The sequence below is a fragment of the Nonomuraea sp. NPDC026600 genome (assembly GCF_040638335.1).
Taxonomy (GTDB): domain Bacteria; phylum Actinomycetota; class Actinomycetes; order Streptosporangiales; family Streptosporangiaceae; genus Nonomuraea.
Window position 1 is genome coordinate 166,650 of sequence record NZ_JBEZYD010000012.1, and the last position, 24,973, is coordinate 191,622.

The window sequence follows — 24,973 nt, forward strand, 5'->3', positions numbered from 1 at the left end:
ATCAGGGCCGGTTTCTGCCCGCCCGGCGCATCTCCTTGTGAATGATCTTCCACTTGTCCCGCTCCTCCTTGCGGAGCCGCCCGTCGGTGCGCGCGGCCATCCAGGCGGCCTCGCGCTGGAGCTTGCGCCAGCTCAGCAGCCGCCGCTCGGGCAGCTCGCCGTTCTCCAGCGCGACGAGCACCGCGCAGCCGGGCTCGCTCACGTGGCCGCAGTCGTCGAACCGGCAGCCGGCCGCCAGCTCCTCGATGTCGGAGAAGACGAGGTCGACGCCCTCGCTCATCTCGTAGAGGCCGACCCGGCGGATGCCCGGCGTGTCGATGACGAGCCCGCCGCCCGGCAGCGGGATCAGCTCCCTGTGCACGGTGGTGTGGCGGCCCCGCCCGTCGGCGGCGCGCACCTGCTGGGTGTCCATCACCCCGTCATCCGCCATGGCGTTGACGAGCGTGGACTTGCCCGCGCCCGACGGGCCGAGCACGACGGCCGTGCGCGAGCCTTCGAGGTAGCCGCGTGCCAGCTCGACGCCGTCGCCGAGCACCGAGGAGACGGCGTGCACGTCGACGCCCGGCGCCGCGGTGCGCACGTCGGCGAGCAGCTCGTCCAGGCCCCGTTCGAACAGGTCGGACTTGGTGACGAGCACGACGGGCGTGCCGCCGGACTCCCAGGCCAGGGCGACGAGCCGCTCGATGCGGCTCAGGTCGGCGAAGTCCGTGGCGTGCATGGACGGCTCGGCGACGAAGACGATGTCGACGTTGGCCGCGAGCACCTGGCCCTGGCCGTCGCCAGACAGCCCGCCGCGCGAGTCGCGGCTGACGCCGCCTCTGACGAAGGCGCTGGTTCGCGGCAGGACCGCGTCGAGCTCGTACCGGCCCTCTGGGAGCTCTCTGAGCGCGACCCAGTCTCCAACACAGGGCAGCGCCACGGGGTCGTCAGCGGACGCCCTGCGGACGCGCGCGCCGTATTTGACGTGATGCTGCCCGTCCGCGGCGATCACCTCGGCGGCGCCGCGATCGACCCGGGACACCCGGGCCGGGACGGTCAGCGGTGGTAGCTCGGCGGCGCGGTATTCGGCCCAGCCGAGCGAGAACAGATCGGAGAACAACGGAGTGACACCTTTGCGGTCGAGAAGGACCCGGATGTCGACGCGTGTTCTACGCGGGCATCCGGAGGTTGATGGACGGCAGGCAAAGCAGAACAGCCCGCATAGTCCTCACCTCCTCGCTCCAGTTGCGATCAGACTCTACGCATCCCTCCTGCGCGTTCGCAACGACTTTCTTCCCGATCTATTGAACCTGGGGCCACATTCTGTCCGTACTTCCTGCCGACTGCACTTTGAAAGGGGAATGATGCGAGTCAGCACGTGTCCCCCGCCCTCGGCCGAGGGAGCCGCCCCCATGGGCAAACCACGCTCACGCCACCGGATGAGGCGAGTACGTCCGGATGACGAAGTGGTCGTCTCCACGCTCTACCGGGAGTACCACCGGCCGCTGCTGGCATTCGTGATCCGGCTGACGGCGGGCGATCGGCAATGGGCCGAGGACGTCGTGCAGGAGACCATGATCCGCGCCTGGCGCAGTTCGGAGCAGCTCGATCCGGACTCGGCTTCGCTTATGCCCTGGCTCGCGACCGTCGCTCGCCGTATCGTGATCGATGACCGGCGGCGCAAGGAAGCCCGCCCGCCGGAATCAGGCGACGGCCCGCTGGAGAGCATGCCCGTGGCGGACGAGATGGAGGGACTGCTGCACCAGGTGGTCGTATCCGAGGCGCTGATGGCGTTATCACCGGCCCACCGCGAGATCCTCAACGAGACGATCTTGCGGGACCGGTCGGTCAACGACGCCGCCTTAGCGCTGGGCATCCCCGTTGGCACAGTGAAGTCCCGGGTTTATTACGCGGTCCGCGCGTTGCGCGTCGCACTGCAGGAGAGAGGGGTGACGGCGTGAACAGAGTCGAGCATACGGACGTAGGCGCCTACGCCCTCGGCCTGCTGGACGACGACGACAGGCTGGCCTTCGAAGCGCACCTCGCCTTCTGTCCGTCGTGTACGGCGGAGCTGTCCGAGCTGGCCGGGGTGGCCAGCGTGCTGACGGGGATCGGGCCGGTGCGAGAAGAGCCCCCTCCTGATTACGGGCAGGCCGATGTCGTCGACCTGCTCCGGCGTAAGAAGGCGGAGGACCGGCGGTCCAGGAGGGGCACGTTCGTGATCGGGCTGGCGGCCTCGGTCACGCTGGTGGCCGGCGGCCTGGCGGTCGGCACGCAGCTCGGGGGCGGTGACGCGGCGCCGGTGGTGGCGTCGGACCAGCATGCCCAGCATCTGGGTCCCGCGGAGCAGTTCTACGCCGACGGCACGCCGATCGCGGGCGTCGGCGCGGACGGCGTGAGCGGCGGGCTGGTGCTGGAGTCCAAGGGCTGGGGCACGCATGCCGCGCTCAAGCTCTCGGGGGTGAAGGGCCCGCTCGAATGCGAGCTGATCTCGGTGTCCAAGTCGGGTCAGAAGCGGATCATGACGGGCTGGTCGGTGCCGCCCGCCGGATATGGCGTGCCCGGTTCGCCCGATCCCCTCTACATGCACGGCGGCAGCCCATGGAAGATCGCGGATATCGATCATTTCGAAGTGGTCACCGCAACAGGTAAGACTTTACTTACCGTCAGAGCCTGAACGAGCGCTTCAGAAGCCCTTCCACCGCAGGTGGGAGGGCTTTTTTATACCCCTCTCCCTATGTGTACTTTTACCGATAACTCGATTGAACCTCTTCTGGGCCGGGTCGCGTACTGCTTGCCGTACCAACCCGAATGACAATCCTTTAAGAGGTTTCATCATGTCGATTCGCACGCTCGCCCTGTCCGGGGCACTGCTCGCCACCGGCCTCCTCGCTCCCGTCACCGCAGCTCAGGCGACTGTCGCGGCCTCCGGTGACGATGTGTACCTCGCCGCCGGACTGCGCGGCGCCAACGAAGTGGGCGTCAAGGGTGACGCCGATGGCCGTTCGACCGTCGTCATCAAGATCAGTGGCAACGAGGTCACATTCGCGGCTCGCTGGAACAAGATCGACTCACCTACCGCCGGGCACATCCACCTGGGTGCCAAGGGCGCCAACGGCGACGTCAAGCTCGAGTTCTTCACCAAGCCGCTGCCCAAGTCCGCGCTCGGCGTGACCGGCACGGTCACGGCCGACCCGGCGCTGGTCAAGTCGCTGATCGACGACCCGGGCGGCTTCTACGCCAACCTGCACGACGCCGCCCACCCCAAGGGCGCGGTCCGCGGCCAGTTCCACCGGCTGAACAAGCCGATCGACCTCAACGGCGTCCTTCAGGGCAGCAACCAGGCCACGCTCTCCTCGCGCGCCGACGGCACCAAGGAAGTGCCGGCCGACGACGGCAAGAAGCGCGGCGACCAGGACGGTCAGGCCACCTGGTGGCTGCGCCCGGACGGCTCGGTCATCGGCTACACGGCCTTCTGGACCGGGCTCGCCCCGGTGACCAACGGCCACATCCACAAGGGCGCGAACGGCAAGAACGGCGACGTGGTCGCCGACCTGTTCGCCGACGCCGCGGGCCTGCCGTCAAACCTGACGGGCATCGCGGGCGAGACCAAGGTCGCCGCGGCGATCGTCAAGCGCATCGCCGCCAACCCCGGCCGCTACTACACGAACCTGCACACCACGGAGTTCAACGGCGGCGCGGTGCGCGGCCAGCTCTCCGGCGACCCGTTCGACCACCCCCGCGCGGTCACCGCCGAGGTCCTGGAGGGCGCCCAGATCTACGCCTGCACCCAGCAGCCCGGCGCGACCCCCGCCTTCACCCAGTTCGGCGTGTCCGCCAAGCTGCGGCGCGGCATCGACCACTCCTTCGTGACCCCCGCCGCGGGACCGCCGCAGTGGATCGCTCCAGACGGCAGCGCGGTGCGCGGAACACTCGTCACCAAGACCCCGAACGGCGACGGCAACATCCCCGAGCTGGTTCTGGACGCCACCCAGTCCGGCAAGAACACCGGCCTGCTGGCCCACGCCACCACGATCCTGCGCCTGAACACCGAGGGCGGCGTGGCCCCCGCGGGCACCTGCACGGTGGGCGCCAAGACCCAGGTCGACTACAAGGCCGACTACCTGTTCCTGGGCTGATCGCGGACGATTTCGGTCCCGCCCGACCCCCTGTTCCTGAGCTGATCGACCAGGTCCACGTGGACGATTCGGTCCCGCCCGACCACCTGCTCCCGAACTGACCGACCAACTGAAGACCAGGTCCACGCGGGCGATTCGGTCCCGCCCGCAAGGACCGCCCCCGGCCGATGGCGGCGACTTTCCCCCGCCCGCCACCGGCCACCGCCTCCGGGGGTAATCCGGCCCACCCCCGAAGGCACCCGACGCCCCGCCGTAACCCTCCGTACGGCGGGGCGTCCGCGTCTCCTCTTGGTGATTTGTTCACGACCTGCCGTGCCCACCCGCCGACCAGGGCCTTTACAGCCGATCTGTTACGGCCAGCCGCCCCCACCCCACCCCCCGACCGGGGCTGAGGACTGTCCAGGGGCACGCTCCTCCGGTTTACGGGGTCGGGCGCCGTTACGTGCGCATTGTTGACCATGGGAGCGGTCCATGGCTCGCGTCAGTGCTCATCCGGTTCAGATCACCGGACCTCCCGGTGGTCACCTTCCGGGAGGGACGCCTCCGGCCCGCCGAACCCACGCCACCGGCCAACTGGACGCACGTGACGGCGCCCGGCCATGTGCGGGTTCAGCGGGCGTTTTCCTGGAGGCCCCCGGCCATGTGCGGCGGGTGGCGGTGGGTGTGGCTGTGCCGTAACGGATGAAAGCGGTTCACCCGAAACGGCCAGCCGGGTCAGCGGCCGATTTCCCGCAGGCCCTCACCCACGCGCGGTGGGTGCGGCTGTGCCGAAACGGATGAACGCGGTTCACTCAAAGAAGCCAGCCGGGTCAGCGGCCGGTTTCCTGGAAGCGATTTACCCGAAGCGGCCGGGGATCAGGCGAGGCCAGGCGCTGGGAACTGGGCGGTGAGCTCGCTGACCTCGTGGTGGACGCGGCTGATGACGTGCTCGGCATCGCCCTTGGCCAGGGCGGTGACGACCTCGTCCATCCACGCGCCGATCTGCCGCATCTCGGCCGGCCCCATGCCCCGCGAAGTGACGGACGGGGTGCCGATGCGGATGCCGCTCGGGTCGAAGGGCTTGCGGGTGTCGAAGGGGACCGTGTTGTAGTTGGTCTCCAGGCCCGCGCGGTCGAGCGCCTGCGCGGCCGGCTTGCCGCCGATGCCCTTGGGCGTGAGGTCGAGCAGGATGAGGTGGTTGTCGGTGCCGCCGGAGACCAGGTCGAAGCCGCGGCTCGACAGCTCTTCGGCCAGTGCCTTCGCGTTGGTCACCACCTGGTGCGCGTAGGTCTTGAAGTCGTCGGTGGACGCCTCGTGCAGGGCCACGGCGATGGCGGCGGTGGTGTGGTTGTGCGGGCCGCCCTGCAGGCCGGGGAAGACGGCCTTGTTGAGCGCGGTCGCGTGCTCGTCGGTGGTGGCCATGAGCATGGCGCCGCGCGGGCCGCGCAGCGTCTTGTGCGTGGTCGTGGAGATCACGTCGGCGTGGCCCACCGGAGACGGGTGCGCGCCGCCCGCGACGAGGCCGGCGATGTGCGCGATGTCGGCGGCGAGTACGGCGCCCACCTCGCGGGCGATCGACGCGAAGCCCTCGAAGTCGATCGTGCGCGGGATCGCGGTGCCGCCGCAGAAGATCAGCTTCGGCCGGTGCTCCAGTGCCAGCGCCCTGACCTCGTCGAGGTCGATGCGGCCGGTGTCCTGGCGCACGCCGTAGCGGACCGGGTTGAACCACTTGCCGGTGGCCGAGACCGACCAGCCGTGCGTGAGGTGGCCGCCGAACGGCAGGCCCATGCCCATCACGGTGTCGCCCGGCTGCAGGAAGGCCATGTAGATGGCCAGGTTGGCGGGCGAGCCCGAGTAGGGCTGGACGTTGGCGTGGTTGACGCCGAACAGTGCCTTGGCCCGCTCGTTGGCCAGGGTCTCGACCTGGTCGATGACCTGCTGGCCCTCGTAGTAGCGCTTGCCGGGGTAGCCCTCGGAGTATTTGTTGGTCAGGACGGTGCCCGTGGCCTCGAGCACGGCCTTGGACACGTAGTTCTCCGACGCGATGAGCTTGACGGTGTCGGCCTGACGACGCTCTTCCGCCTTGATGAGCTCGGCTATCTGCGGGTCTACGGTAGCGAGAGAACTCATGACTCTCCTGTCATCGTTGACAATGCGCGAAGACCCAGGCGCACGGCCTTCGCCCCTCCGCTCCCCGGTGGTTCGCCCCACCTAACGCGCCAGTCGCTACGTTCTAGACGATAGCGGATGTGGCCGGGGCTCATTCCTCGTTGATCTGGACGTTCCTCGTGATGCACGACCCCGGCCTGGTGGATCGCGGCCAGCGCGGTGGCCACGCCGACGGCCAGGGCCTCCAGGTTCGAGCCGGTCAGCGGCCCCTGCCGGGCGACCACGCCGGACAGGTCGGGGCCTTCGACGTATTCGGTGACCAGGTAGGCGGTCCCGTCCTCGATCCCGGCGTCGAGCACGGGGGCGGTGCAGAACCTGGCGACCCTCCTGGCGGCCTCGGCTTCCTTGCCGAACCTGCGCCGGAACTCCTCGCGGGCGGCCAGCTCCGGCCGCATCATCTTCAGCGCGACGGGCCTGCCCGCCGCGTCCCGCGCCAGGTAGACGAACCCCATCCCGCCCTCGCCCAGCTTGCGGACGAGGGTGTACGGCCCGACCCGCTGGTGTACGTCCATCGGGGGGATTATTTCCTATTTGGTACGGCTAGCGCCTGGCCAAAGCCGATCGATCTCGGCGTTCAGGATGGCCCCGATCAACACGGCGAGCGCGGTGATGTAGAGCCAGAGCAGCAGCGCGATGGGCGCGGCCAGGGAGCCGTAGACGGACACGGGCGAGAACCACGCGGCCAGTACGGCGCGCAGCACGGCGGCGCACACGATCCACAGGAACAGCGCCAGGATCGCCCCCGGCAGCTCCCGGTACCACTTCGTGCGAATCGGCACGCTCACGTGGTAGAGCACGGTCAGGAAGAGCACCGAGCCGATGATCACCACCGGCCAGTACAGCAGGTCGACGAGGATGCCGTACTCCCCCGGCAGCGCGTCCTTGATCAGTGTCGGCCCGATGACCAGCACCGGCATCACGATGATGCCGATGACCAGCCCGATCACGTACAGGCCGAACGACATCAGCCTGGTCCTGATGATGCCGCGCGCCTCGCCGAGCCCGTAGGAGACGGAGATGAGGTCGACGTACACGTACAGCGCCCGCGAGCCCGACCAGAGCGACAGCAGGAAGCCCACCGAGATGATCGACACCTTGCTCGCGTCGTCGCTGAGGACGTCGGTGATGAGCGGGTTGACCACCTTGTGCACGGCGTCGTCGGTGAACAGCAGCCCGGCCTGCTCGATGACCCAGGTTTTGACCTGCACGACCACCTGGGGCCCCAGCCAGCTGCCGAGCTTGGCCAGGACGCCGATGAGGCCCAGCACGAACGGCGGGAGGGACAGCAGCGCGAAGAAGGCAGCCTCGCCTGCCAGGCCCGACACCCGGTAGGTGACGCCCGCGTTCGTGGTCGCGCGGACGGTCGCCCACGACTTCGTGTCGCGCACCCAGCTCAGCCTGGCACGGGCGTTGGAGGCGAGCTGCCTCCGCTTCGACCGGCTAGGCGCATCGGTGGACGTCATGGCACCCAACGGTTGTGTGGCAGTGACTCTTCGGGACAGCTTACGTCCCCCGAGTACTGCCCTAGTCGACGTCGACGATGCGTGCGCCCAGCGGGAGGAGTGAGACGGGGATGAGCTTCAGATTGGCCACGCCCAGCGGGATGCCGATGACCGACAGGAACAGCGGGATCGAGGTGAGCACGTGCCCGATCGCCAGCCAGAAGCCGGCGAAGATCAGCCAGATGATGTTGCCGATCGTGGACAGCGCCCCCGCGTCCGGGTCTCGGACGACGGTCCTGCCGAACGGCCAGAGCGCGTAGGCCGCGATCCGGAACGAGGCGATACCGAAGGGGATCGTGACGATCAGGATGCAGCAGATGATCCCGGCGATCGCGTAGCCGATGGCCAGCCAGACCCCCGCGAAGATCAGCCAGATGACGTTCAGGATTGTCCGCATACCACCAGCATGACACCGTGGTCGCTCCTCAGATCATCGGGAATGCCCCTGGCCTTTCCCTGATCGACCCTTACCCGGTGGTCCGGCGAACGCCTGCGCTGTCTCCATCCAGGCGCGGGCCGTCTCGCCGGTGATCTCCAGGGTGGTGTCGTCCCGGTGGACGCGCTGGGTGACGAGCAGGCAGAAGTCCAGCATCGGCCCGCGTACCGCGTCGGCGGCGTCCTCGGGCCCCGCCGTCCACGGGGTCCCGTCGGGCATCGTCAGCTCCACGCGGACCGGCCGCTCAGGGAGGGGCAGGTTCCGGACGGCGAAACCGTACGGCAGGGCCCTGACCCCGATCATCGCCACGTGCCGCAGCCGGCGGGTGGGCTCCCTGGTGACGCCGAGCGCGTCGGCCACGTCCTGGCCGTGCGCCCAGGTCTCCATCAGCCGGGCGGTGACGAAGGACGCGGCCGACATGTCGGGCCCGTACCACGGCAGCCGGTCGCGGGCCGACAGCCCAGCGAACACCTCGATGCTGCGGGCGCGGGCCGTACGGAACCAGTGGAGCAGTTCGCCGGAGGCGAGCCCGCGGAACTCCGCGGCGAGGTCGTCGGTGGAGGTGAAGTGAGCCGCCGCCGTCCGGAACACGTCGGGGTCGGTCACGGCGGTGCGCGCCGCCTCGTCGAACCAGGCCAGATGGCTCACCTGGTCGCGCACGGCCCACCCCTCGGCGGGCGTGGCCAGCTCCCAGTCTCCGGGTTCGAGGGTCAGTAACAGATCGTCGAATGACGCGGTCTCCGCGCGCAGGTCGGCCAGCAACTCGCCCATCAGGTCCACGCGGGCCAGCCTAACCGAACAACGTTCTACGAGGAATAATGCAAGGGTGATCTGCGAGAACTGCAAGAGCAAGCGCCACGAGGAGTGTCGCGGCGGATCCTGGTGCGATTGCCAGCACCAGCAGGCGGAGGAACCGGCCGAGTCGGACCTGGACTGGCCTCGTCAGGGGTAGTGAGGCGTCCACAGTATGGACCCTGTCTTGGACATAACGGATACCTAGCGTATCTTCGAGATATGCCAGCGGACCCCATGCTTGTCGGTCGACGACACGTCGATCTTCAGCGTGTCCGCAGTGCCATCTGTTGCGACGCCCGCTAACCCACCCGTTTTCTCCGTTGCGCGCGTCGCAAATCTCCTCCTTCACCCCTGCCCTCAATGATGAGGCGGGAGGAAGCCTGCGCGCGCCCATCCACCGAAGGACGCGCAATGAGCACCCCTGCCAGCCGGCATCACAAACGCCCGCGCGGCGAAGGCCAGTGGGCTCTCGGTTACCGGGAGCCGCTCAACAAGAATGAAGAGAACAAGAAGAACGACGACGGCCTGAACGTCCGCCAGCGGATCATCGACATCTACTCCAAGCGTGGTTTCGACTCGATCGACCCCGCTGACCTGCGGGGCCGGATGCGCTGGTACGGCCTCTACACCCAGCGCAAGCCCGGGATCGACGGCGGCAAGACCGCGATCCTGGAGCCCGAGGAGCTCGACGACCGCTACTTCATGCTCCGGGTGCGGATCGACGGCGGTCAGCTCAGCATTCCGCAGCTACGGGTCATCGCCGACATCTCCAACGACTACGGCCGGGGCACCGCCGACCTGACGGACCGGCAGAACGTCCAGCTCCACTGGATCGAGATCGAGGCCGTGCCCGACATCTGGGAGCGGCTCGAGGCGGTCGGCCTGTCGACCACCGAGGCGTGTGGCGACACCCCGCGCGTCATCCTGGGCTGCCCGCTGGCCGGGATCGACACCGAGGAAGTGCTGGACGCCAGCGAGGAGATCCGCCTGCTGAACGAGCGGTTCGTCGGCGACCCGGCCTTCTCCAACCTGCCGCGCAAGTTCAAGTCGGCGGTGAGCGGGTGCCCGTCGCACTGCACGGTGCACGAGATCAACGACGTGGCGTTCGTGGGTGTCGAGCTGCCCAGCGGGGAGAAGGGCTACGACCTGTGGGTCGGCGGGGGGCTGTCCACCAACCCGATGTTCGGCAAGCGGCTCGGGGTGTTCCTACGCCCTGACCAGGTGGGCGACGTCTACGGCGGCGTCATCGGGATATTTCGTGATTACGGGTATCGGCGGCTGCGGCACCGGGCGCGGATCAAGTTCCTGGTCAACGACTGGGGCGTGGAGAAGTTCCGGGAGATCCTCGAGACCGAGTACCTCAAGGAGGCGCTGCCCGACGGGCCCGCGCCCGAGGCGCCACGAGGCTCCCGCCGCGACCACGTCGGGGTCTACCCGCAGAAGGACGGCAACTTCTACGTGGGCTTCGCGCCCAAGGTCGGCCGCCTCGACGGCGACAAGCTGCACCTGATCGCCGACATCGCCGAGCGGCACGGCTCCGGCCGCGTCCGCACCACGGTCGAGCAGAAGATGGTCGTCCTAGACGTCGCGCCCGACCAGGTCGACTCCCTGGTCGCCGAGCTGGAGGCGAACGACCTCCAGGTCAACCCGTCGACGTTCCGCCGCCAGACGATGGCCTGCACCGGCATCGAGTTCTGCAAGCTGGCCATCGTCGAGACCAAGGCCACCGCCGCCAACCTGATCGACGAGCTGGAGCGGCGCCTGCCCGACTTCGCCGAGCCGCTCACCATCAACGTCAACGGCTGCCCCAACTCCTGCGCCCGCATCCAGGTCGCCGACATCGGCCTCAAGGGCCAGCTCGTCGTCGACGAGAACGGCGAGCAGGTCGAGGGCTACCAGATCCACCTGGGCGGCTCGCTCGGCGTCAACCCCGGCTTCGGCAGGAAGGTACGCGGGCTCAAGACCACCGCCGAGGCGCTGCCCGACTACGTGGAGCGGGTCGTGAAGCACTACGACGCCCAGAAGAAGGAAGGCGAGTCGTTCGCCGACTGGGTGCAGCGAGCGGACGAGGCGGACCTGAGATGACCACGCGAGCCGTTCCCTTCCACTGCCCTTACTGCGGCGACGAGGACCTCGAGCCCTACGAAGGCGATCCCAACGCCCCCGACTCCGCGGCGCACGGCGGCTGGTACTGCCGGTCCTGCGCCCGCGCCTTCAAGCTTAAATTTCTCGGAATCGGAGTGAAGATATGACGCTCGTCGACATCGAGGTCGGTCTGAGAGAACAACGCGGCACGCTCGACCTGCAGGACATCGTCGAGTCCGCCGCTGTGTTCCTGGAGGAGGCGTCCGCCCGCGAGATCATCCGGTGGGCGGCGGCGACGTTCGGCGACCGGCTGTGCCTGACCTCCTCGATGAGCGACGCCCTGCTCATCGACCTGGTCAGCCGGGTCAAGCCCGGGGTTGACGTGCTGTTCATCGACACCGGATTCCATTTCGCCGAGACGATCGGCACCCGTGACGCGGTTCAGCAGGTCTATGACGTCAATGTGATCAATGTGCGGGGGCCGCGCACGGTGGAGGAGCAGGAACGCGAGCTCGGGCCGCGCCTGTTCGGCCGCAATCCGGACCTGTGCTGCTACCTGCGCAAGGTGGAGCCGCTCAACCGGGCGCTCGAACCGTACCTGGCGTGGATCTCGGGCATCCGCCGCGACGAGGCGGCCACCCGCGCCGACACCAAGGTCGTGGAGTGGGACGCCAAGCGGCAGATGGTCAAGGTCAATCCGATCGCCAAGTGGACCCAGGACGACGTCGACAACTACATGGCCGACAACGGGGTGCTGATCAACCCGTTGCACTATGACAACTACCCCTCGATCGGCTGCGCTCCCTGCACCCGGCAGGTCGCGGACGGCGAGGACCCGCGCAGCGGCCGCTGGGCGGGGCTGGGGAAGGTCGAATGCGGCATTCACCTGTAAACCCCAGCATGTGGCCCGTCTCGTTGGCAGACGGGACGGGCCAGGACGTGCCACTGGTCGCGGTAGCGCACGGGTCTCGCGACCCGCGCGCCGCCGCGACCGTGGAAGCCCTGCTCGACGAGGTACGGCGGGCCCGGCCGGGGCTGCCGGTGCGGACGGCGTACCTCGACCACGCGACCCCGTCACTGGCGCAGGCGCTGCGCGGGCTGGACGAGGCCGTGGTGCTGCCGCTGCTGCTCACCGAGGCGTACCACAGCCGGGTGGACCTGCCGGCGGCGCTCAACGAGGCCAGGGCGCGCAACCCCCGGCTGCGCGTGCGCTACGGCGCGACGCTGGGACCGCACCCGCTGCTGCTGACGACGCTGGAACGGCGGCTGACTGAGGCGGGAGTGGTGATCGGAGATCCGGATACGGCGGTCGTGCTGGTGTCGGCCGGGTCCAGCGATCCGCGCGCCAACGGCGTGATCGCGCGGATGGCCCGCGACTGGCGGCGGCCGGCGCGCTCAGGGGCCGGCTTGGGCGTCAGCGCCCGCTCGGGCTTCAGCGGTGGCTCGGGCTTCAGCGGTGGCTCAGGTGCGGAGGGGCGAGGGTGGTGGGCGGTGACGGCGGCGTACGCGTCGGCGGCCGAGCCGACGCCCGCGCAGGCCGTGGCGCTCCTCCGCGAAGCGGGCGCGCCACGGGTGGCCGTCGCGCCGTACCTGCTGGCGCCCGGTTATTTCGCCGACAAAGTACGGCGGAGCACCCTCGAAGCAGGCGCCGACGTGGTCGCCGACGTGCTCGGCCCGGCTCCCGAACTGGCCGAGGTCCTCCTGGAGCGCTACGCCACCGCCGCCCGCGCGCCGGCTGGAGCGGCGGCCTCGTAACAGCGGCCCATGGCGTCAAGGGGCCTCGTAACGGCGGCCCATGGCCCAGGACGTCAAGCGGCCTCGTAGGAGCGGCCCTGGCCCAGGACGTCAGCCCGACTCCCCCGCCAGGCTCTCGAAGCACGGGCGCAGGAGGGCGAGGATGTCATCGGCGGGGGCGTCCGCCAGGGAGCTCAGCTTGAGCAGGTAGCGATCGAGCACCACCCCGTTGATGATCGCGCTGATCAGCCCGGCACGCAGCTCGGCGTCGGCGGCCGGGATGGCCGCCCCCACCCGGTCGAGCCAGGCCGACGCCGCCACCCGGAACTCCCCTGACGCCTCCGCGTGCGTGAGCATGGAACGCAGCACGACGAGCGAGGCGACCGGTTCGTCGTCGAGCCGCCGGCGCAGCGAGGTGAGCAGGGCCTCGGCCGGATGCCCCACCGGCAGCTCCTCCTCCGGCAGCATGGCCGCGCGCGAGAACAGCTCCTCCTTGCTGCCGAAGTAGTGCATCACCAACCCTGCGTTGACGCCGGCGGTGGAGGCCACGCCCCGGATCGTCGTGCGCTCGTAGCCGAGCTCGGCGAAGGTGGCACGGGCGGCGGCGAGGATCCGGTCCTCGGTCTCACGGCGCTGTTCGGCGCGGGTACGGCGCGGCTTCTCGTCGGGCACCGATTCATTGTACGGGCGTTGACCGAACCACGATCTTCGTTATACGGTCGTTCAATGAACACGTGTTCAACGAAAGGGGGGTGGCCGTGAACGCGCGTGAAGTGGCCGAGCGGGTGCTGGAGCTGAGCCTGTCGGCGGACGTGGAGCGGTTCGTGGAGTTGATGGCTCCCGACGGGGTCATCGAGTGGCCGTACCGTCCCGAGGGCGTCCCGGAGACCCTCATCGGGCAGGACGAGATCCGCGCGTTCCTGGCGGCGGGTGGGCGGCTGATCGAGTTCGAGACGCACGTCGATGTGATGATCCACGAGACGGCCGATCCCGAGGTGGTCATCGTCGAGTACACCGTCCACGGTCACGTCAGGGCCACCGGGGCGCCGTTCACGCAGCGGGTCATCGCCGTGCTCCGGGTCCGTGACGGACATATCGCGCACTATCGCGACTACATCAACCCGCTGCCGCTGATGGCGGTGCTGGGCTCGTAGGGGCGCGCCCAGCCCCCGAACGCGTCAGTAGCCGCGGTGCAGGCTGCGGTGGTCGTCGCGGAGCTGCCTGCGCATGCTGCGCCAGTCGTCGCCGTGCAGCTTGCGCCACTGCTCGCGCCAGGCGGCCAGACCGCGCTGGAGCGGCTGCGCGCGGGAGTCGCCGATCACCTTGATGTCGCCCATCACCGCATACGCGTGCACCCGGATGACCGGCGCGTTCGTGCCCGGCGGCGCTTCCAGGACGTCGACCCGCTTGTCGCCCATGACGGCCATGCCGTCGAGGTCCACGTTCACGCCGTCGGGGACGATGATCTTCACGTCGCCCATCACCGAGACGGCCATGATGTCGACCACATTGGTGCGGACCTCGGCCTCGCGCAGGTCCAGCAGCACGTCGCCCATCACGGCGACCGCGCCCAGCTCCTGGTCGATCCGCCAGGTGCCGCGCCGCTTGGAGTCGCCCATGATGCCGACGAACCAGCGCCGCTTGCGCACAGGCTGTTCCTGGTGGACCGGGGGCACGGGCACGGCACCGGAGGCGGGCAGGTCCTGGGTGAGCATGGCCAGCTCGGCGTGGGTGGTGGCGGTGTAGGCCGCCTCAGTACGGTCGGTCAGCTCGACGAGCGTCAGCCGCCCGTCGACCGAGGCGACGCGGAGCTGCTCCACGACAGCTTCTCGTTCGGCGTCGGAGGCCCTTACCTCACCAGGGTCAGTCATACTCGCAACATATCGCGTTTCACGAAGATCTGGCTCCTCCCGTGGGAGGAAGAGTCATACCTCTAAGAGCTGAGGCGGGTGGCGAGCCTTTCGGGGGGCTGACCCGGGCTTGGCCTGATCCAGGTTAGGGTCCAGTCATGCATGAGGAACAGCTCTACCAGGCCGCGTTGAACGGCGAGTCGGAGAAGGTGAGCGAGCTGCTCGCCGGTGGCACCGACCCCAACCTGGCCAGTGCGGGCGAGGAAGGCGGGTTGCCGCTCTGCGCGGCCGCCGCCTGGGACCGGGCCGAGGTCGCGGGCCTGCTGCTGGCCGCCGGTGCCGACGTGAACGGGCGGGAGAACGGCGGCTGGACCGCGCTGCTCTGGGCCGCGGCCAAGGGGCAGGCCGAGACGGCCGAGTCGCTCATCGAGGCCGGAGCCGAGGTCGACGCCGCCAACGACGACGGCGACACCCCGCTCTCGCTGGCGGCCAGGCGCGGCGCCCTGGGCGTGGCGCGGCTGCTGCTGGACAGCGGGGCCGACGCCGGCAAGTACGACGGAGACGGCGACAGCCCGCTCGACATCGCGATCGACTGGGTGGGCGTGCATCTGGAGACCGCGCTGCTCGACCAGATCGGCCACGACGACTGGGAGTACGTCGTGGCGCGCCAGTTCGCCAAGGACGGCACCGAGCTCGTCACCGTGGCCGGGCGCTCCCCCGACGGCGAGCAGACCGAGCAGGTGCAGGCGCAGCGCGGGCACGCCGCCATCGCGACGCTGCTGGAGGACGCCATGAGCGCCTACACGTCGGCCGACCAGCTCGTGGCGCGGGCCCTGGCGCATCGCGACACCGACGAGGACGCCGAGACGTGGTGGATCGTCGCCGACTCGCTGGGCAAGCGGGCCGACGACGAGACGTATGAGGTGCTGGCCAGGCTGTGCGTGAGTGAGGACGCCAGGGAGCGGGAGTTCGGGGTCGACGCGATCGCCCAGTTCGGGTTCGCCGACGACGCCAAGCCGTACCTGGAGCAGACGCTGCCGCTGCTGCAGAAGATGGCCACCACCGAGGGCAACCCGCAGGTGCTCCGTTCGGTGCTGGCGGGGCTCGGCCATCAGGGCGACCCCCGGGCGCTGCCGCAGGTGCTCGACATCATCGGCCGTCCGGACCACCAGCGCACGATGACCGACGCGATCGCGCTGGCCGACGTGCTGCCGCCGGACCACGAGGAGGGGCTGGAGCTGCTGATCGGCATGACGCGGGACGACGAGGCGGAGATCCGCGACTGGGCCACCGCCGGGCTGGCCTCGCTCAAGGCCGACACGCCGCAGATCCGCGAGGCACTCGCCGACCGGCTCGACGACGCCGACTTCCGTACGGTGGCGGAGGCCACGCGCGGGCTCGCCGACCGGGGCGACCCGCGGGCCGAACAGGGCGCCAAGCGGGTGCTGGCGGAGAGCGACGACGAGTACGCCAGGGATCTGGTGACACAGGCTCAGTCGTCCTGACCGCCTGCCCCGCGGAGGCACAGACCCGACTGCTTTGGGGAGGCCCAAGCCCGGCCCTCAGGGGCCCGAGAGGGCCGGAGCGGTGTCGAGGACGTCGTGGGCCAGGGCGAGGTCGCCTTCGAGGTCGGCGGGGAACGACCGCGAGTCGCCCCGCCCGCCCAGCAGGAAGCAGAACCCCACCACGTCCGCCGTGATGTGCGCGTCCGGGGCGTCGCCGCCGGCGGCGTCCCCCACGCCCAGCGGCACGTGCCACTCGCCGCCCCCCGGCCCGGTCAGCGTGAGCAGGAGCGTGCGCCCGCTGCCGTCCAGGCCGGACAGGAGCATCGTCCACGGCAGCAGCCGCGCGCACAGGTCGGCCGTGGGGTGGATGTGCTCGGGGATCGGGTCCGGCAGCCGGAGGCCGGCGGTGCGGGCGGCGTCGTCGGCGTGTACCCACGTCTCCAGGCATCTGGCCAGCACGTGGTCCGACACCGGCGCGTCGAGGCCATCGAGGCCCGCGACGGTGCCGGGGGCGAGGGCGGCCAGGTGGCGGCAGAGGGCGTCGGCCTGGGCGCGCCAGTCGCGCCTGGTCTGTTCCGGGCTGCGGGCCCGCTCGTAGTTCTGGACGTCGGCGGTACGGCCCAGCGCGTCGTTCGCGCCGATGGCCGGGCCCAGTACGGGGGCGCCGACCGAGGCCGCCAGCAGGCCGTCCTTGGCGGCGAGGTGGGCGACGAGTTCCTGGAGCGTCCAGCCCTCGACGATGACCCGTGACCAGTCCTCCTCCGCGGCGGAGGCGAGCAGCGCGTCCATGGCGGCGACCCGCCCCGCGTACGGCTGCGCCCAGGGCGCGGTGGGAGCGGCGGGCCTGCGGCGGGCCCTGGCCCCGGCGAGAAGCTGGGGACGCAGAGAGCGTTCCGGTACGGCCGGGTCCTCCATCAGCGCGTCCAGATAGAGACGCTCGACGGGCTCCATCACACCTCTTCCTCTGCCAGCGCGTCCGCCAGGCGGCGCAACGCCAGCCGGATCCGCGACTTGACCGTGCCCTCGGGCACGCCCAGTTCCTCGCCCACCTGGCGGTATGTCCTACCACCGTAGTAGGCCAGTTCGACCGCTTCCCGCAGGCCCTCGGGCAGCGCCGTCACCGCCTGCCGTACCCGCTTGGCCTCGTCGGCCGCGAGCACGTTGTCCTCCAGCCTGGCGGGCTCCGGCTCGTAGAGCCTGGGACCCAGCGTGGAGACCCGCCGGCGCTCCTCGGCCCGCACGTGGTCGACCGCGCGGCGGTGCGCGATCGTGGCGAGCCACGCGCGCAGCGTGCCACGGTCAGGGTCGTAGGCCAGCGGCCGTTCCCAGAAGACCAGGAACACCTCCTGTGTGATGTCCTCGGCGATCACACGGTCCCTGGTGACCCGCAGGGCGAGACCGAAGATCAGCGAGGAGAGCCGATCGTAGACCTCCCCGAGCGCGGCCTCGTCGCCGCCGACCACCCGCTGATGTAGCAGGCGGTCGTCGTACGGTGCCTCCACTGGCACCACACTCCCGTGATCCGGACCAAGGCGGCGGGTGCGCCGCGACCCGAGCATGTCATTATTCGCCGGAAAAGTGCACACGGATGACCGAGCCGCAGAACTTTGTCGAGCCCGCGATAGGGTCGGAATCCCACGACCAGAGGGAGCAACCGATATGGCCACCACTCGCACCGCCACCACTCAGTGGAAGGGCGCGCTGCTCGACGGGTCGGGCACGGTGTCACTCGACACCTCGGGTGTCGGCACGTTCGAGGTCTCCTGGGCTTCCAGGGCCGAGGCGGCGAACGGCAAGACCTCGCCCGAGGAGCTCATCGCGGCCGCCCACTCCTCCTGCTTCTCGATGGCGCTCTCGCACGGCCTGGCCGGCGCCGGCACGCCGCCGGAGTCGCTGCAGACCAGCGCGGACGTGACGTTCCAGCCGGGTGAGGGCATCACCGGAATCGTCCTCAGCGTGAAGGGACACGTGCCCGGGATCACGGCCGAGCAATTCCAGGAGGCGGCGGAAACCGCGAAGGCGAATTGCCCGGTGAGTAAGGCGTTGGCGGGCACGACGATCAGCCTCAACGCCGAACTCCTCTAGCGGGACCGCGATCGCGTGCGACAATTGGGTCACATGCGCGAAGTCTGGCCGGGAGAGCCCTATCCACTTGGCGGCACCTGGGACGGCGTGGGCACCAGTTTTGCGGTGTTCTCCGAGGTGGCCGAGCGAGTCGAGCTATGCCTTTTTGACGATGACGGCTCCGAAGAACGTGTGGATCTGCCGGAAGTCGATGGATTCGTCTGGCATGGCTACCTGCCGGGCATCGCGCCGGGACAACGTTATGGATATCGCGTGCACGGCCCGTACGAGCCGTCGCACGGACACCGGTGCAATCCGGCGAAACTGCTCCTCGATCCCTATGCCAAGGCGATCGACGGTGATCTGACGTGGAATGAAGCATTGTTCCCGTATCACTTCACCGACCCGACGCGGCTCAACACGGCCGACAGCGCCCCCTTTATGCCGAAAAATGTGGTCGTCAACCCGTTCTTCGAGTGGGGGAACGATCGGCCGCCGCACACCCCGTACCACGAGACCGTGATCTACGAGGCGCACGTGCGGGGGCTCACCATGCGCCACCCGGCGGTGCCCGAGGACCAGCGCGGCACCTACGCGGGCGTGGGGCACCCGGCGATCATCGACCACCTGCTCTCGCTCGGCGTGACGGCGGTCGAGCTGATGCCGGTGCACCACTACATGCCCGAGCACTTCCTGGTGGCGCGGGGGCTGACCAACTACTGGGGCTACAACACCATGGCCTACCTGGCCCCCCACGGCCGCTACAGCAGCTCGGGCACGCGGGGCGAGCAGGTGCTGGAGTTCAAAGGCATGGTGCGGGCGCTGCACGAGGCGGGCATCGAGGTCATCCTCGACGTGGTCTACAACCACACGGCCGAGGGCGATCACATGGGGCCCACGCTGGGGTTCAGGGGGATCGACAACTCGGCCTACTACCGGCTGCACGACGGTGACCGGCGCTACTACCTCGACTACACGGGCTGCGGCAACTCACTGAACGTCCGGTCGCCGCACGCGCTCCAGCTCATCATGGACTCGCTGCGTTACTGGGTGCTGGAGATGCACGTCGACGGGTTCCGGTTCGACCTGGCGGCGGCGCTGGCGCGGGAGCTGCACGACGTCGACCGGCTGAGCGCCTTCTTCGACCTGATCCAGCAGGATCCGGTGATCTCGCAGGTCAAACTGATCGCGGAGCCGTGGGACGTCGGCCCCGGCGGCTACCAAGTCGGAAATTTCCCGCCATTGTGGACGGAGTGGAACGGGAAATACCGCGACATAGTGCGAGATTTCTGGCGGGGCACCCACTCGGCGCTGCCCGAGTTCGCCTCCCGCCTGACCGGCTCCGCCGACCTCTACGCCTCCTCCGGCCGCCGGCCCGTCGCCTCCATCAACTTCGTGACCTGCCACGACGGCTTCACCCTCACGGACCTGGTGTCGTACGACCGCAAGCACAACGAGGCCAACAGCGAGAACAACCGCGACGGCACCGACGACAACCGCTCCTGGAACTGCGGCGCCGAGGGGCCCGTCGAGGACCCCGAGATCGTCCGGCTCCGCGACCGCCAGCGCCGCAACTTCCTGACGACGCTGTTCCTGTCGCAGGGCGTGCCGATGCTCTCCCACGGAGACGAGCTCGGCCGCACGCAGCGGGGCAACAACAACGGCTACTGCCAGGACAACGAACTCGCCTGGATCGACTGGTCGCAGCTCCACACCGAGTCGGAGATGCTGGACTTCGTCCGCGAGCTGTCGCGGCTGCGGCGCGAGCACCCGGTCTTCCAGCGCCGCCGCTTCTTCCATGGCCGCCACCCGGAGGACGGCAAGCGCGACCTGGTGTGGCTCACGCCCGGCGGCACGGAGATGACGGCCGGCGACTGGCACATCGGCTACGCCAAGTCGCTGATGGTCTATCTCAACGGCGAGGCGATCACCGAGCCGGGGACGCGCGGCGAGCGGATCGTGGACGACTCCTTCCTGTTGCTGATCAACGCCCACCATGAGGACATGACCTTCACCTTGCCGGGCGCGGAGTTCGGCGACCACTGGCTGCCGATCCTCGACACCGACGACAAGGGCGTCTCCGACGGAGAGCATCCGTTCTCCGCTCAGGTGACGGTGACCTCCCGCAGCATGCAGGTGCTTCATCGGCCGCGGTGACCGCTGCTAAAAGCTGTCGAAGACGCACGCGCCGCCGACGTAGGTCAGCTGCGGGGTCAGACCCGAGAGTTCGTGGTCGGCCACGCTGTGCAGATCTTCAGCCAGTACGACGAAGTCCGCGAGCTTGCCGGGTTCGAGGCTGCCCTTGGTGTGCTCCGCACTTTCGAGGCTGGCGCCGGCATTGGTCCACAGCCGCAGTGCCTGGGTCCGGGTGAGCCGTTCGGTCGCGGCCCGGGCGCCGTACCCATCGCCGGTGACGAGGGTCTGCAGACCGCGCCGCCAGTCCGGGGGTACGACGGGAGCATCGGAGGAGTCGGCCACCTGGACGCCGGCGGCGAGGAGCGAGCCGGCCAGGAAGGTCGCGTGCGCCCCCTCCTCGCCAAGAGCTGATCGCAGGCCCGCGGCGAGTCCGGCCTTCATGACCGAGCTGGTGACCACGCCGATGCCGTGGTCGGCGAGGCGCCGCATGGTCAGCGGGTCCTTGATCAGCGTGCCGTGCAGGATCGCGTGCCGGGCGTCGGGCCACGGGTCGCGGCTCTGGGCACGCAGTACGCCGTCGATCACCGCGTCGACGGCCCGGTCCCCGGTGGCGTGGACCTGGGCATGCATCCGGTTCCGGTGAACGACCTCGATGATGTCGAGCAGTTCGTCGTATCGGGCCGTGTCGTCGGCGCCGGGGGTGGTCAGGCCGCCGGTGCAGTCGTGGTGGTAGGGCTGGTACGTCCAGGCTGTGCCCTGGCTGGGAACGCCGTCGGAGAAGACCTTGACCCCGCCGATCCGCAGCCATTCGTCTCCCAGCCCGGCGGCCAGGCCGGAGGTGCGCAGGCCGGTGCCGACCTTCTCGAGCGAGGTCGACATGGCGGAGTCCCAGTACATCAAGACGCTGGTCCGGACGGTCAGCTCGCCGGATCGTCGCAGCAGGACCAGATCGCGCAGGGCGTCCGGGGAGACCATCGGGTCGGTGAGACTGGTGATGCCGAGGCTGTTGAGCAGGCGCAGGGCGGCGCGCAGGGCCTCCTGCCGCTGCTCCGCGCCGGCAGGTGGGATGTGCGCTGTCAGCAGTTCGGACGCGGTCTCCAGCAGGAGCCCGGTCGGCTCGCCGTCGGCGTCGCGGACGATGATCCCGCCCTCCGGATCCGGTGTGGCGGACGTGATCCCGGCGATCCGCAGCGCCGCGGTGTTGGCCCACACTCCGTGCTTCGAGATGTGGTGCAGCGCCACCGGGCGGTCGCCGCTGTGCGGGTCGAGGTCGTGCCGATGCGGTGGCCGGGCCCGATCCGCGAACTCGGCGATCTCTCCTTCGCTCCAGCTCGTGCCGATGAGCCATTCCCCGTGCGTCGTGGCCGCCGCGGTGGCCAGCGTGCGTTGCAGGTCTTCGAGGCTGCGTTGCGGTGAGAGGTCGATGACATGAGGCGGCATCGCGAGCCCGAGGAGGGACAGGTGCAGGTGCGCGTCGTTGATGCCGGGGAGAACGGTGCGACCGGCCAGATCGATCACTGTCGTGGCGTGGCCGGTGAGGGCACGGATGTCGTCGTCGGTGCCCGCTGCCAGGATCCGATCGCCGGCTACGGCGAGCGCGGTGGTCTCGGTGGCGTGCTGGTCCAGCGTCAGCACCCGTCCGTTGACGAGGACGAGATCAGCCGGCTGATGGTGCATCGGTCTCCTTGTCAGTTGTCCAGCCAGGGCCGGACGGGCGGGATGATCGGGTCTATCTCGTGGTATCCCTTGGCCCGCCGCGCGGCGGCTCCGATGACCTCGTCCAGGTGGGTCACGCCGTGTCGATCGAGGTAGGCGTCGAGTTGGCTGATCGTGTCGGCCAAGGCCGGCGCGCCGTTGGTCAGCAGCAGACTCGCCATCTCCACCGCCCGCGCGCCGGACAGGAGGAAGCGGGCGACGTCGAGGCCGTCGCGCGCGCCGTTGGTGCCGATCAGGGCGGGTACGGTGCCGAAGCACTTGCTGATCCAGTACAGGCTGATCGGCAAGGCCCAGGGACCGCCGATCGCGCCCCAGGAGCCGAGCTCCGGGTCCCAGGTGTCGAGGTTCGGCACGAACCCGTTGAACCGGCCGGTCAGGCACACCGCGTCGGCGCCGTTGCCGGCCGCCGCGCGCGCCATTGCCACGATGTCGCCGGCCTGGCCGGGCAGCTTGACGATCAGCGGGCAGTCGACCGCGGCCCGGACGGTCCGGGTGTAGTGCGCGACGCCCTCCGCCTCGGTGATCTGCCGGACAGCGGCGGCTTCACGGCCGTGCGGCGCGCCGACGTTGACCTCGATCGCGGGAACGACCTCGGCCATCGCCGCGGCCAGCCGGGCGGCACCTTCGGCGGAGGCGACCGTCACGCTGCCGATCACCGCCGAGCCGGTCGCGGACGCGTGCCGTTGGCAACGTTCCAGCATCGCCACCCACTCCTCGAGCGTGGTCTGGGCGAGGCCGGAGCGGTTGAACAGCGTCTCCGTGCCGTGGGCCGAGGTCCACGGCACCGCGTGCAGGTCGTGGTCGAGCAGGAGGTAGTCGGCGATGTCGAGCTGCTTGGCGGCGGCGGGCGACTCGTTGATCGACTTCGCCACGACCGCCCCCGCGCCGGCGTCGAGGCAGGCGAGGATGCCCGGCTCGGTCATCGTGTACTCACAGGACGCCGCGATGACCGGGTTGGGCAGCCGGAGACCGCCGAACGCGGTCGACAGATCAGCCACGCGCGCCTCCGACGGCCTCCATCAGTACGGTGAACCGCTCCTGGGCCGCGGTGGTCAGCAGGGCGAGATCACTCGCGACCGCGATGTAGCGATAGCCGGTGGCGACGGCCCGCTCGGCCTCGGCCGCGGTCGTCGCGAATATGCCCAGCGGGGTGTCGGTCCGGCGGGCCGCGGCTTCGATCTCGCCGATCTTGGTCCGCACCGCCGGGGCACCTACCTGTCCCGGTACGCCGAGATCCACTGACAGGTCCATGGTGCCGATGAAGGCGATGTCCAGCGACGACATGATGTCGTCGAGGGGGTCGTCGTACCGTGCCGACTCGAGTTGGCCGACGCGCAGGACCTGGTCGTTGCTCAAGGTGATGTATTCGGCCAGGGGGATGGTGCCGAACCGCGCCGCGGGTTGCGCGGTGCTCAGCCCACGCGCCCCGGTCGGCGGGTAGGTGGTGAAACGCGACAGCTTCTCGGCGCTGTCGGCCGACGTCGTGCTGGACAGCTGGATGCCGGCGGCTCCGGCTTCGAGCAGCCGGTTGATCTGCCCGGGGTCGATGGTCGGCACCCGGACGACGATCGGGATGCCGGCGGCGCGACCGGCCTGGATGACGGTGCGTGCCCCGGATTCGTCGATCTGCGCGTGTTCGGTGTCGCAGATCAGGAAGTCCAGCCCGGCGATGGCGAGGATCTCCACCACCTCCGGCTGGGGGAGCTTGAGGAACGTGCCGATCGCCGGCCGCTCGCGGACCAGTGACCGCAGCCCGGGCACGTCAGACTCCCAGCAGTTCGCCGGGGTTGGTGCTGATCATGGTCCGGATGTCGTCGTGGCTGACGCCGAGGTCGAGCAGGCCACGCACGATCCGGCGATAGGCCTGGACCGGCAGCGGGTTGTTCAGCTGGCCGAGGTCCGAGCCGATCAGGCTGTGTTCGACGCCGGTCGCCTTGACGTACTCGAGCATGGTGTCGAGCTCCCAGTGGTAGAACGACGACCGGTCGTCGTACATGCAGAGTTCGTGCTCGAACTTGACGCCCAGGCCGGACCACTCGCGGCACAGCTCGGGCACGGCGCCGATGACGAAGTTCGGGTGGCTGACGATGATCTTCTCGATGCCCTTCGCCGCCGCCGCGCGGATGACCGCGTCGAGTTCGCCGACGCCCATGTGGCCGCCGGAGAGGATGGCGTCCGCGGCCTTGATCAGGTCCAGCACGTCGTGGACCTCGGGCAGGATGGCGCCGTTCTCGTCGAGGACCGGGGTCGGGGTGTCCTTGCGGAAGGGCTTGGCCGTGCGGGGGAACTTCAGTTCCTCGTTGTGCACGCAGATGTGCTGGTCTGAGGAGATGGTCGGGAACCAGATGATCCGACCGCCCAGGTTGAGCGCGAGCTCGACCGCCGCCGGATTGATCCCGCCGACCTGGTTGTTCAACGCCACGCCGGAATGGACCGGGATGGGGAGGCCGCCGACCGCGTCCGACACGGCCAGGACGTCGGTGACCATGCTGTGGTGGTGGGACTTCACGATCAGACCCTTGAAGCCCGCCGCGTGGGCCTGCCGGACCGCCTGCAGTAGACCGAGCCGGCGCGGGAACGGCGACGGCGCCGGATGCACGTGCAGGTCGACGGCACCGGTGAGCAGCTCGCTCACCTCCGGATCGCCGACGGCATCGAAGTCCGGGTCGAACTCCACGTCGTCCGTGGCGTCGATCATCTCTCCTCCTTGGATGCGGAACCCGCGATGCGGGACACGATCGTTGACCATCGACTGGCCACCGGAGCCTGGGATTCCGCATGAATAGCGTGGGTGGTGGCGTTTTGGGCTGCTATTGACAGCCGCTTGGTGGAACCTTAGCGTTCCCTTCAGTTCCCGTATAGAGCGACTTGATTCGCACGATGC

26 protein-coding genes are annotated in these 24,973 nt (G+C 69.4%); 12 read left to right on the top strand and 14 right to left on the bottom strand.

The features are described from left to right. Position 1: 1 nt before the first annotated feature. A complete protein-coding gene (gene rsgA, locus AB0F17_RS27700) occupies positions 2-1,099 on the bottom strand; it encodes a ribosome small subunit-dependent GTPase A (protein ID WP_358028274.1) in 1,098 nt (365 codons plus the stop codon). Between the two features lie 292 nt (positions 1,100-1,391). On the opposite strand from rsgA, the gene AB0F17_RS27705 reads away from it, so the two are divergent. The 3 genes from AB0F17_RS27705 (at position 1,392) to AB0F17_RS27715 (ending at position 4,118) form a co-directional block, all read left to right on the top strand. Beyond that, positions 1,392-1,940, top strand: a complete 549-nt coding sequence (locus tag AB0F17_RS27705; protein ID WP_358028277.1) for a sigma-70 family RNA polymerase sigma factor — start codon at positions 1,392-1,394, stop codon at positions 1,938-1,940. After that, complete coding sequence (locus tag AB0F17_RS27710) at positions 1,937-2,656, top strand: zf-HC2 domain-containing protein (RefSeq protein ID WP_358028280.1); 720 nt, start codon at positions 1,937-1,939, stop codon at positions 2,654-2,656. Before AB0F17_RS27705 ends, AB0F17_RS27710 begins: the two co-directional genes overlap by 4 nt. 160 nt (positions 2,657-2,816) lie before the next feature. Continuing rightward, positions 2,817-4,118 carry a CHRD domain-containing protein gene (locus AB0F17_RS27715; RefSeq protein WP_358028282.1) on the top strand — a complete coding sequence of 434 codons (1,302 nt, stop codon included), beginning with the start codon at positions 2,817-2,819 and terminating at the stop codon, positions 4,116-4,118. An 855-nt stretch (positions 4,119-4,973) separates the two neighbouring features. On the opposite strand, the gene glyA is transcribed toward AB0F17_RS27715, so the two are convergent. The 5 genes from glyA to AB0F17_RS27740 form a co-directional block, all read right to left on the bottom strand. Further along, positions 4,974-6,227: a serine hydroxymethyltransferase gene (glyA, locus tag AB0F17_RS27720; protein WP_214636001.1), complete on the bottom strand. Its 1,254-nt coding sequence runs from the start codon at positions 6,225-6,227 to the stop codon at positions 4,974-4,976. After that, positions 6,224-6,778, bottom strand: a complete 555-nt coding sequence (locus AB0F17_RS27725; protein WP_358028285.1) for a protein kinase — start codon at positions 6,776-6,778, stop codon at positions 6,224-6,226. Before AB0F17_RS27725 ends, glyA begins: the two co-directional genes overlap by 4 nt. 15 nt (positions 6,779-6,793) lie before the next feature. After that, positions 6,794-7,729 (bottom strand): YihY/virulence factor BrkB family protein, encoded by a 936-nt coding sequence (locus AB0F17_RS27730; protein WP_358028287.1) that lies wholly within the window; start codon positions 7,727-7,729, stop codon positions 6,794-6,796. A gap of 61 nt (positions 7,730-7,790) precedes the next feature. Continuing rightward, the gene (locus AB0F17_RS27735; RefSeq protein WP_358028289.1) at positions 7,791-8,165 is read right to left on the bottom strand and encodes a YccF domain-containing protein; all 375 of its coding nucleotides are present in this window, start codon (positions 8,163-8,165) and stop codon (positions 7,791-7,793) included. Positions 8,166-8,198: 33 nt separating this feature from the next. Further along, positions 8,199-8,975, bottom strand: a complete 777-nt coding sequence (locus AB0F17_RS27740) for a TIGR03084 family metal-binding protein (protein WP_358028521.1) — start codon at positions 8,973-8,975, stop codon at positions 8,199-8,201. A 243-nt stretch (positions 8,976-9,218) separates the two neighbouring features. Here AB0F17_RS27740 and AB0F17_RS27745 point away from each other — a divergent pair, with 243 nt between their 5' ends. From AB0F17_RS27745 to AB0F17_RS27765, 5 genes are all read left to right on the top strand, one after another. Next, positions 9,219-9,302: a putative leader peptide gene (locus AB0F17_RS27745; protein WP_311132608.1), complete on the top strand. Its 84-nt coding sequence runs from the start codon at positions 9,219-9,221 to the stop codon at positions 9,300-9,302. Between the two features lie 108 nt (positions 9,303-9,410). Then, a complete protein-coding gene (locus tag AB0F17_RS27750) occupies positions 9,411-11,084 on the top strand; it encodes a nitrite/sulfite reductase (protein ID WP_358028292.1) in 1,674 nt (557 codons plus the stop codon). Continuing rightward, positions 11,081-11,251 (top strand): DpnI domain-containing protein, encoded by a 171-nt coding sequence (locus tag AB0F17_RS27755; RefSeq protein WP_246651562.1) that lies wholly within the window; start codon positions 11,081-11,083, stop codon positions 11,249-11,251. The genes AB0F17_RS27750 and AB0F17_RS27755 overlap by 4 nt, the downstream gene beginning before the upstream one ends. Further along, the gene (locus AB0F17_RS27760) at positions 11,248-11,976 is read left to right on the top strand and encodes a phosphoadenylyl-sulfate reductase (protein ID WP_358028295.1); all 729 of its coding nucleotides are present in this window, start codon (positions 11,248-11,250) and stop codon (positions 11,974-11,976) included. Before AB0F17_RS27755 ends, AB0F17_RS27760 begins: the two co-directional genes overlap by 4 nt. Before the next feature lie 23 nt (positions 11,977-11,999). Further along, positions 12,000-12,839: a CbiX/SirB N-terminal domain-containing protein gene (locus tag AB0F17_RS27765; RefSeq protein WP_358028298.1), complete on the top strand. Its 840-nt coding sequence runs from the start codon at positions 12,000-12,002 to the stop codon at positions 12,837-12,839. 90 nt (positions 12,840-12,929) lie between these two features. Here the strand turns inward: AB0F17_RS27765 and AB0F17_RS27770 are convergent, their stop codons facing one another. Then, entirely contained in the window at positions 12,930-13,490 is a 561-nt protein-coding gene (locus AB0F17_RS27770; protein WP_358028301.1) for a TetR family transcriptional regulator, read from the bottom strand. Positions 13,491-13,576: 86 nt separating this feature from the next. Here AB0F17_RS27770 and AB0F17_RS27775 point away from each other — a divergent pair, with 86 nt between their 5' ends. Beyond that, a complete protein-coding gene (locus tag AB0F17_RS27775; RefSeq protein WP_358028303.1) occupies positions 13,577-13,972 on the top strand; it encodes a nuclear transport factor 2 family protein in 396 nt (131 codons plus the stop codon). Positions 13,973-13,996: 24 nt separating this feature from the next. On the opposite strand, the gene AB0F17_RS27780 is transcribed toward AB0F17_RS27775, so the two are convergent. Continuing rightward, positions 13,997-14,689 (bottom strand): DUF1707 domain-containing protein, encoded by a 693-nt coding sequence (locus AB0F17_RS27780; protein WP_358028306.1) that lies wholly within the window; start codon positions 14,687-14,689, stop codon positions 13,997-13,999. Positions 14,690-14,826: 137 nt separating this feature from the next. Between AB0F17_RS27780 and AB0F17_RS27785 the strand changes: the two genes are divergently transcribed. Next, a complete protein-coding gene (locus AB0F17_RS27785) occupies positions 14,827-16,173 on the top strand; it encodes an ankyrin repeat domain-containing protein (RefSeq protein WP_358028308.1) in 1,347 nt (448 codons plus the stop codon). 57 nt (positions 16,174-16,230) lie between these two features. Here the strand turns inward: AB0F17_RS27785 and AB0F17_RS27790 are convergent, their stop codons facing one another. Then, on the bottom strand, positions 16,231-17,124 hold the full coding sequence (locus AB0F17_RS27790) for a maleylpyruvate isomerase family mycothiol-dependent enzyme (RefSeq protein WP_358028524.1): 894 nt from the start codon (positions 17,122-17,124) through the stop codon (positions 16,231-16,233). Continuing rightward, complete coding sequence (locus AB0F17_RS27795; protein WP_214635990.1) at positions 17,124-17,681, bottom strand: sigma-70 family RNA polymerase sigma factor; 558 nt, start codon at positions 17,679-17,681, stop codon at positions 17,124-17,126. The genes AB0F17_RS27790 and AB0F17_RS27795 overlap by 1 nt, the downstream gene beginning before the upstream one ends. Before the next feature lie 151 nt (positions 17,682-17,832). Between AB0F17_RS27795 and AB0F17_RS27800 the strand changes: the two genes are divergently transcribed. Together AB0F17_RS27800 and glgX are read left to right on the top strand one after the other, a co-directional pair. Further along, positions 17,833-18,258 (top strand): OsmC family peroxiredoxin, encoded by a 426-nt coding sequence (locus AB0F17_RS27800; RefSeq protein WP_214635989.1) that lies wholly within the window; start codon positions 17,833-17,835, stop codon positions 18,256-18,258. Between the two features lie 33 nt (positions 18,259-18,291). Next, a complete protein-coding gene (glgX, locus tag AB0F17_RS27805) occupies positions 18,292-20,394 on the top strand; it encodes a glycogen debranching protein GlgX (RefSeq protein WP_358028312.1) in 2,103 nt (700 codons plus the stop codon). Between the two features lie 6 nt (positions 20,395-20,400). Here glgX and AB0F17_RS27810 read toward each other — a convergent pair whose 3' ends face one another. The 4 genes from AB0F17_RS27810 to AB0F17_RS27825 are packed head-to-tail and all read right to left on the bottom strand — an operon-like array spanning position 20,401 to position 24,787. Further along, on the bottom strand, positions 20,401-22,050 hold the full coding sequence (locus AB0F17_RS27810) for an amidohydrolase (protein WP_358028314.1): 1,650 nt from the start codon (positions 22,048-22,050) through the stop codon (positions 20,401-20,403). An 11-nt stretch (positions 22,051-22,061) separates the two neighbouring features. Beyond that, positions 22,062-23,087 carry a hypothetical protein gene (locus AB0F17_RS27815; RefSeq protein WP_358028316.1) on the bottom strand — a complete coding sequence of 342 codons (1,026 nt, stop codon included), beginning with the start codon at positions 23,085-23,087 and terminating at the stop codon, positions 22,062-22,064. Further along, positions 23,080-23,850, bottom strand: coding sequence for an aldolase/citrate lyase family protein (locus tag AB0F17_RS27820; protein ID WP_358028318.1), 771 nt, complete (start codon positions 23,848-23,850; stop codon positions 23,080-23,082). Before AB0F17_RS27820 ends, AB0F17_RS27815 begins: the two co-directional genes overlap by 8 nt. Position 23,851: 1 nt before the next feature. Beyond that, a complete protein-coding gene (locus AB0F17_RS27825; protein WP_358028320.1) occupies positions 23,852-24,787 on the bottom strand; it encodes a DUF6282 family protein in 936 nt (311 codons plus the stop codon). Positions 24,788-24,973: the final 186 nt, after the last annotated feature.

Excerpts from the sequence above, each read along its gene's own strand:
- AB0F17_RS27745 (WP_311132608.1), top strand. The coding sequence starts at position 9,219 with ATGCCAGCGGACCCCATGCTTGTCGGTCGACGACACGTCGATCTTCAG.
- AB0F17_RS27755 (WP_246651562.1), top strand. The coding sequence starts at position 11,081 with ATGACCACGCGAGCCGTTCCCTTCCACTGCCCTTACTGCGGCGACGAG.
- AB0F17_RS27825 (WP_358028320.1), bottom strand. The coding sequence starts at position 24,787 with ATGATCGACGCCACGGACGACGTGGAGTTCGACCCGGACTTCGATGCC.
- AB0F17_RS27810 (WP_358028314.1), bottom strand. The coding sequence starts at position 22,050 with ATGCACCATCAGCCGGCTGATCTCGTCCTCGTCAACGGACGGGTGCTG.
- glyA (WP_214636001.1), bottom strand. The coding sequence starts at position 6,227 with ATGAGTTCTCTCGCTACCGTAGACCCGCAGATAGCCGAGCTCATCAAG.
- AB0F17_RS27705 (WP_358028277.1), top strand. The coding sequence starts at position 1,392 with ATGGGCAAACCACGCTCACGCCACCGGATGAGGCGAGTACGTCCGGAT.
- AB0F17_RS27800 (WP_214635989.1), top strand. The coding sequence starts at position 17,833 with ATGGCCACCACTCGCACCGCCACCACTCAGTGGAAGGGCGCGCTGCTC.
- AB0F17_RS27760 (WP_358028295.1), top strand. The coding sequence starts at position 11,248 with ATGACGCTCGTCGACATCGAGGTCGGTCTGAGAGAACAACGCGGCACG.
- AB0F17_RS27780 (WP_358028306.1), bottom strand. The coding sequence starts at position 14,689 with ATGACTGACCCTGGTGAGGTAAGGGCCTCCGACGCCGAACGAGAAGCT.
- glgX (WP_358028312.1), top strand. The coding sequence starts at position 18,292 with ATGCGCGAAGTCTGGCCGGGAGAGCCCTATCCACTTGGCGGCACCTGG.
- AB0F17_RS27785 (WP_358028308.1), top strand. The coding sequence starts at position 14,827 with ATGCATGAGGAACAGCTCTACCAGGCCGCGTTGAACGGCGAGTCGGAG.
- AB0F17_RS27750 (WP_358028292.1), top strand. The coding sequence starts at position 9,411 with ATGAGCACCCCTGCCAGCCGGCATCACAAACGCCCGCGCGGCGAAGGC.
- AB0F17_RS27740 (WP_358028521.1), bottom strand. The coding sequence starts at position 8,975 with ATGGGCGAGTTGCTGGCCGACCTGCGCGCGGAGACCGCGTCATTCGAC.
- AB0F17_RS27715 (WP_358028282.1), top strand. The coding sequence starts at position 2,817 with ATGTCGATTCGCACGCTCGCCCTGTCCGGGGCACTGCTCGCCACCGGC.
- AB0F17_RS27725 (WP_358028285.1), bottom strand. The coding sequence starts at position 6,778 with ATGGACGTACACCAGCGGGTCGGGCCGTACACCCTCGTCCGCAAGCTG.
- AB0F17_RS27730 (WP_358028287.1), bottom strand. The coding sequence starts at position 7,729 with ATGACGTCCACCGATGCGCCTAGCCGGTCGAAGCGGAGGCAGCTCGCC.
- AB0F17_RS27790 (WP_358028524.1), bottom strand. The coding sequence starts at position 17,124 with ATGGAGCCCGTCGAGCGTCTCTATCTGGACGCGCTGATGGAGGACCCG.
- AB0F17_RS27735 (WP_358028289.1), bottom strand. The coding sequence starts at position 8,165 with ATGCGGACAATCCTGAACGTCATCTGGCTGATCTTCGCGGGGGTCTGG.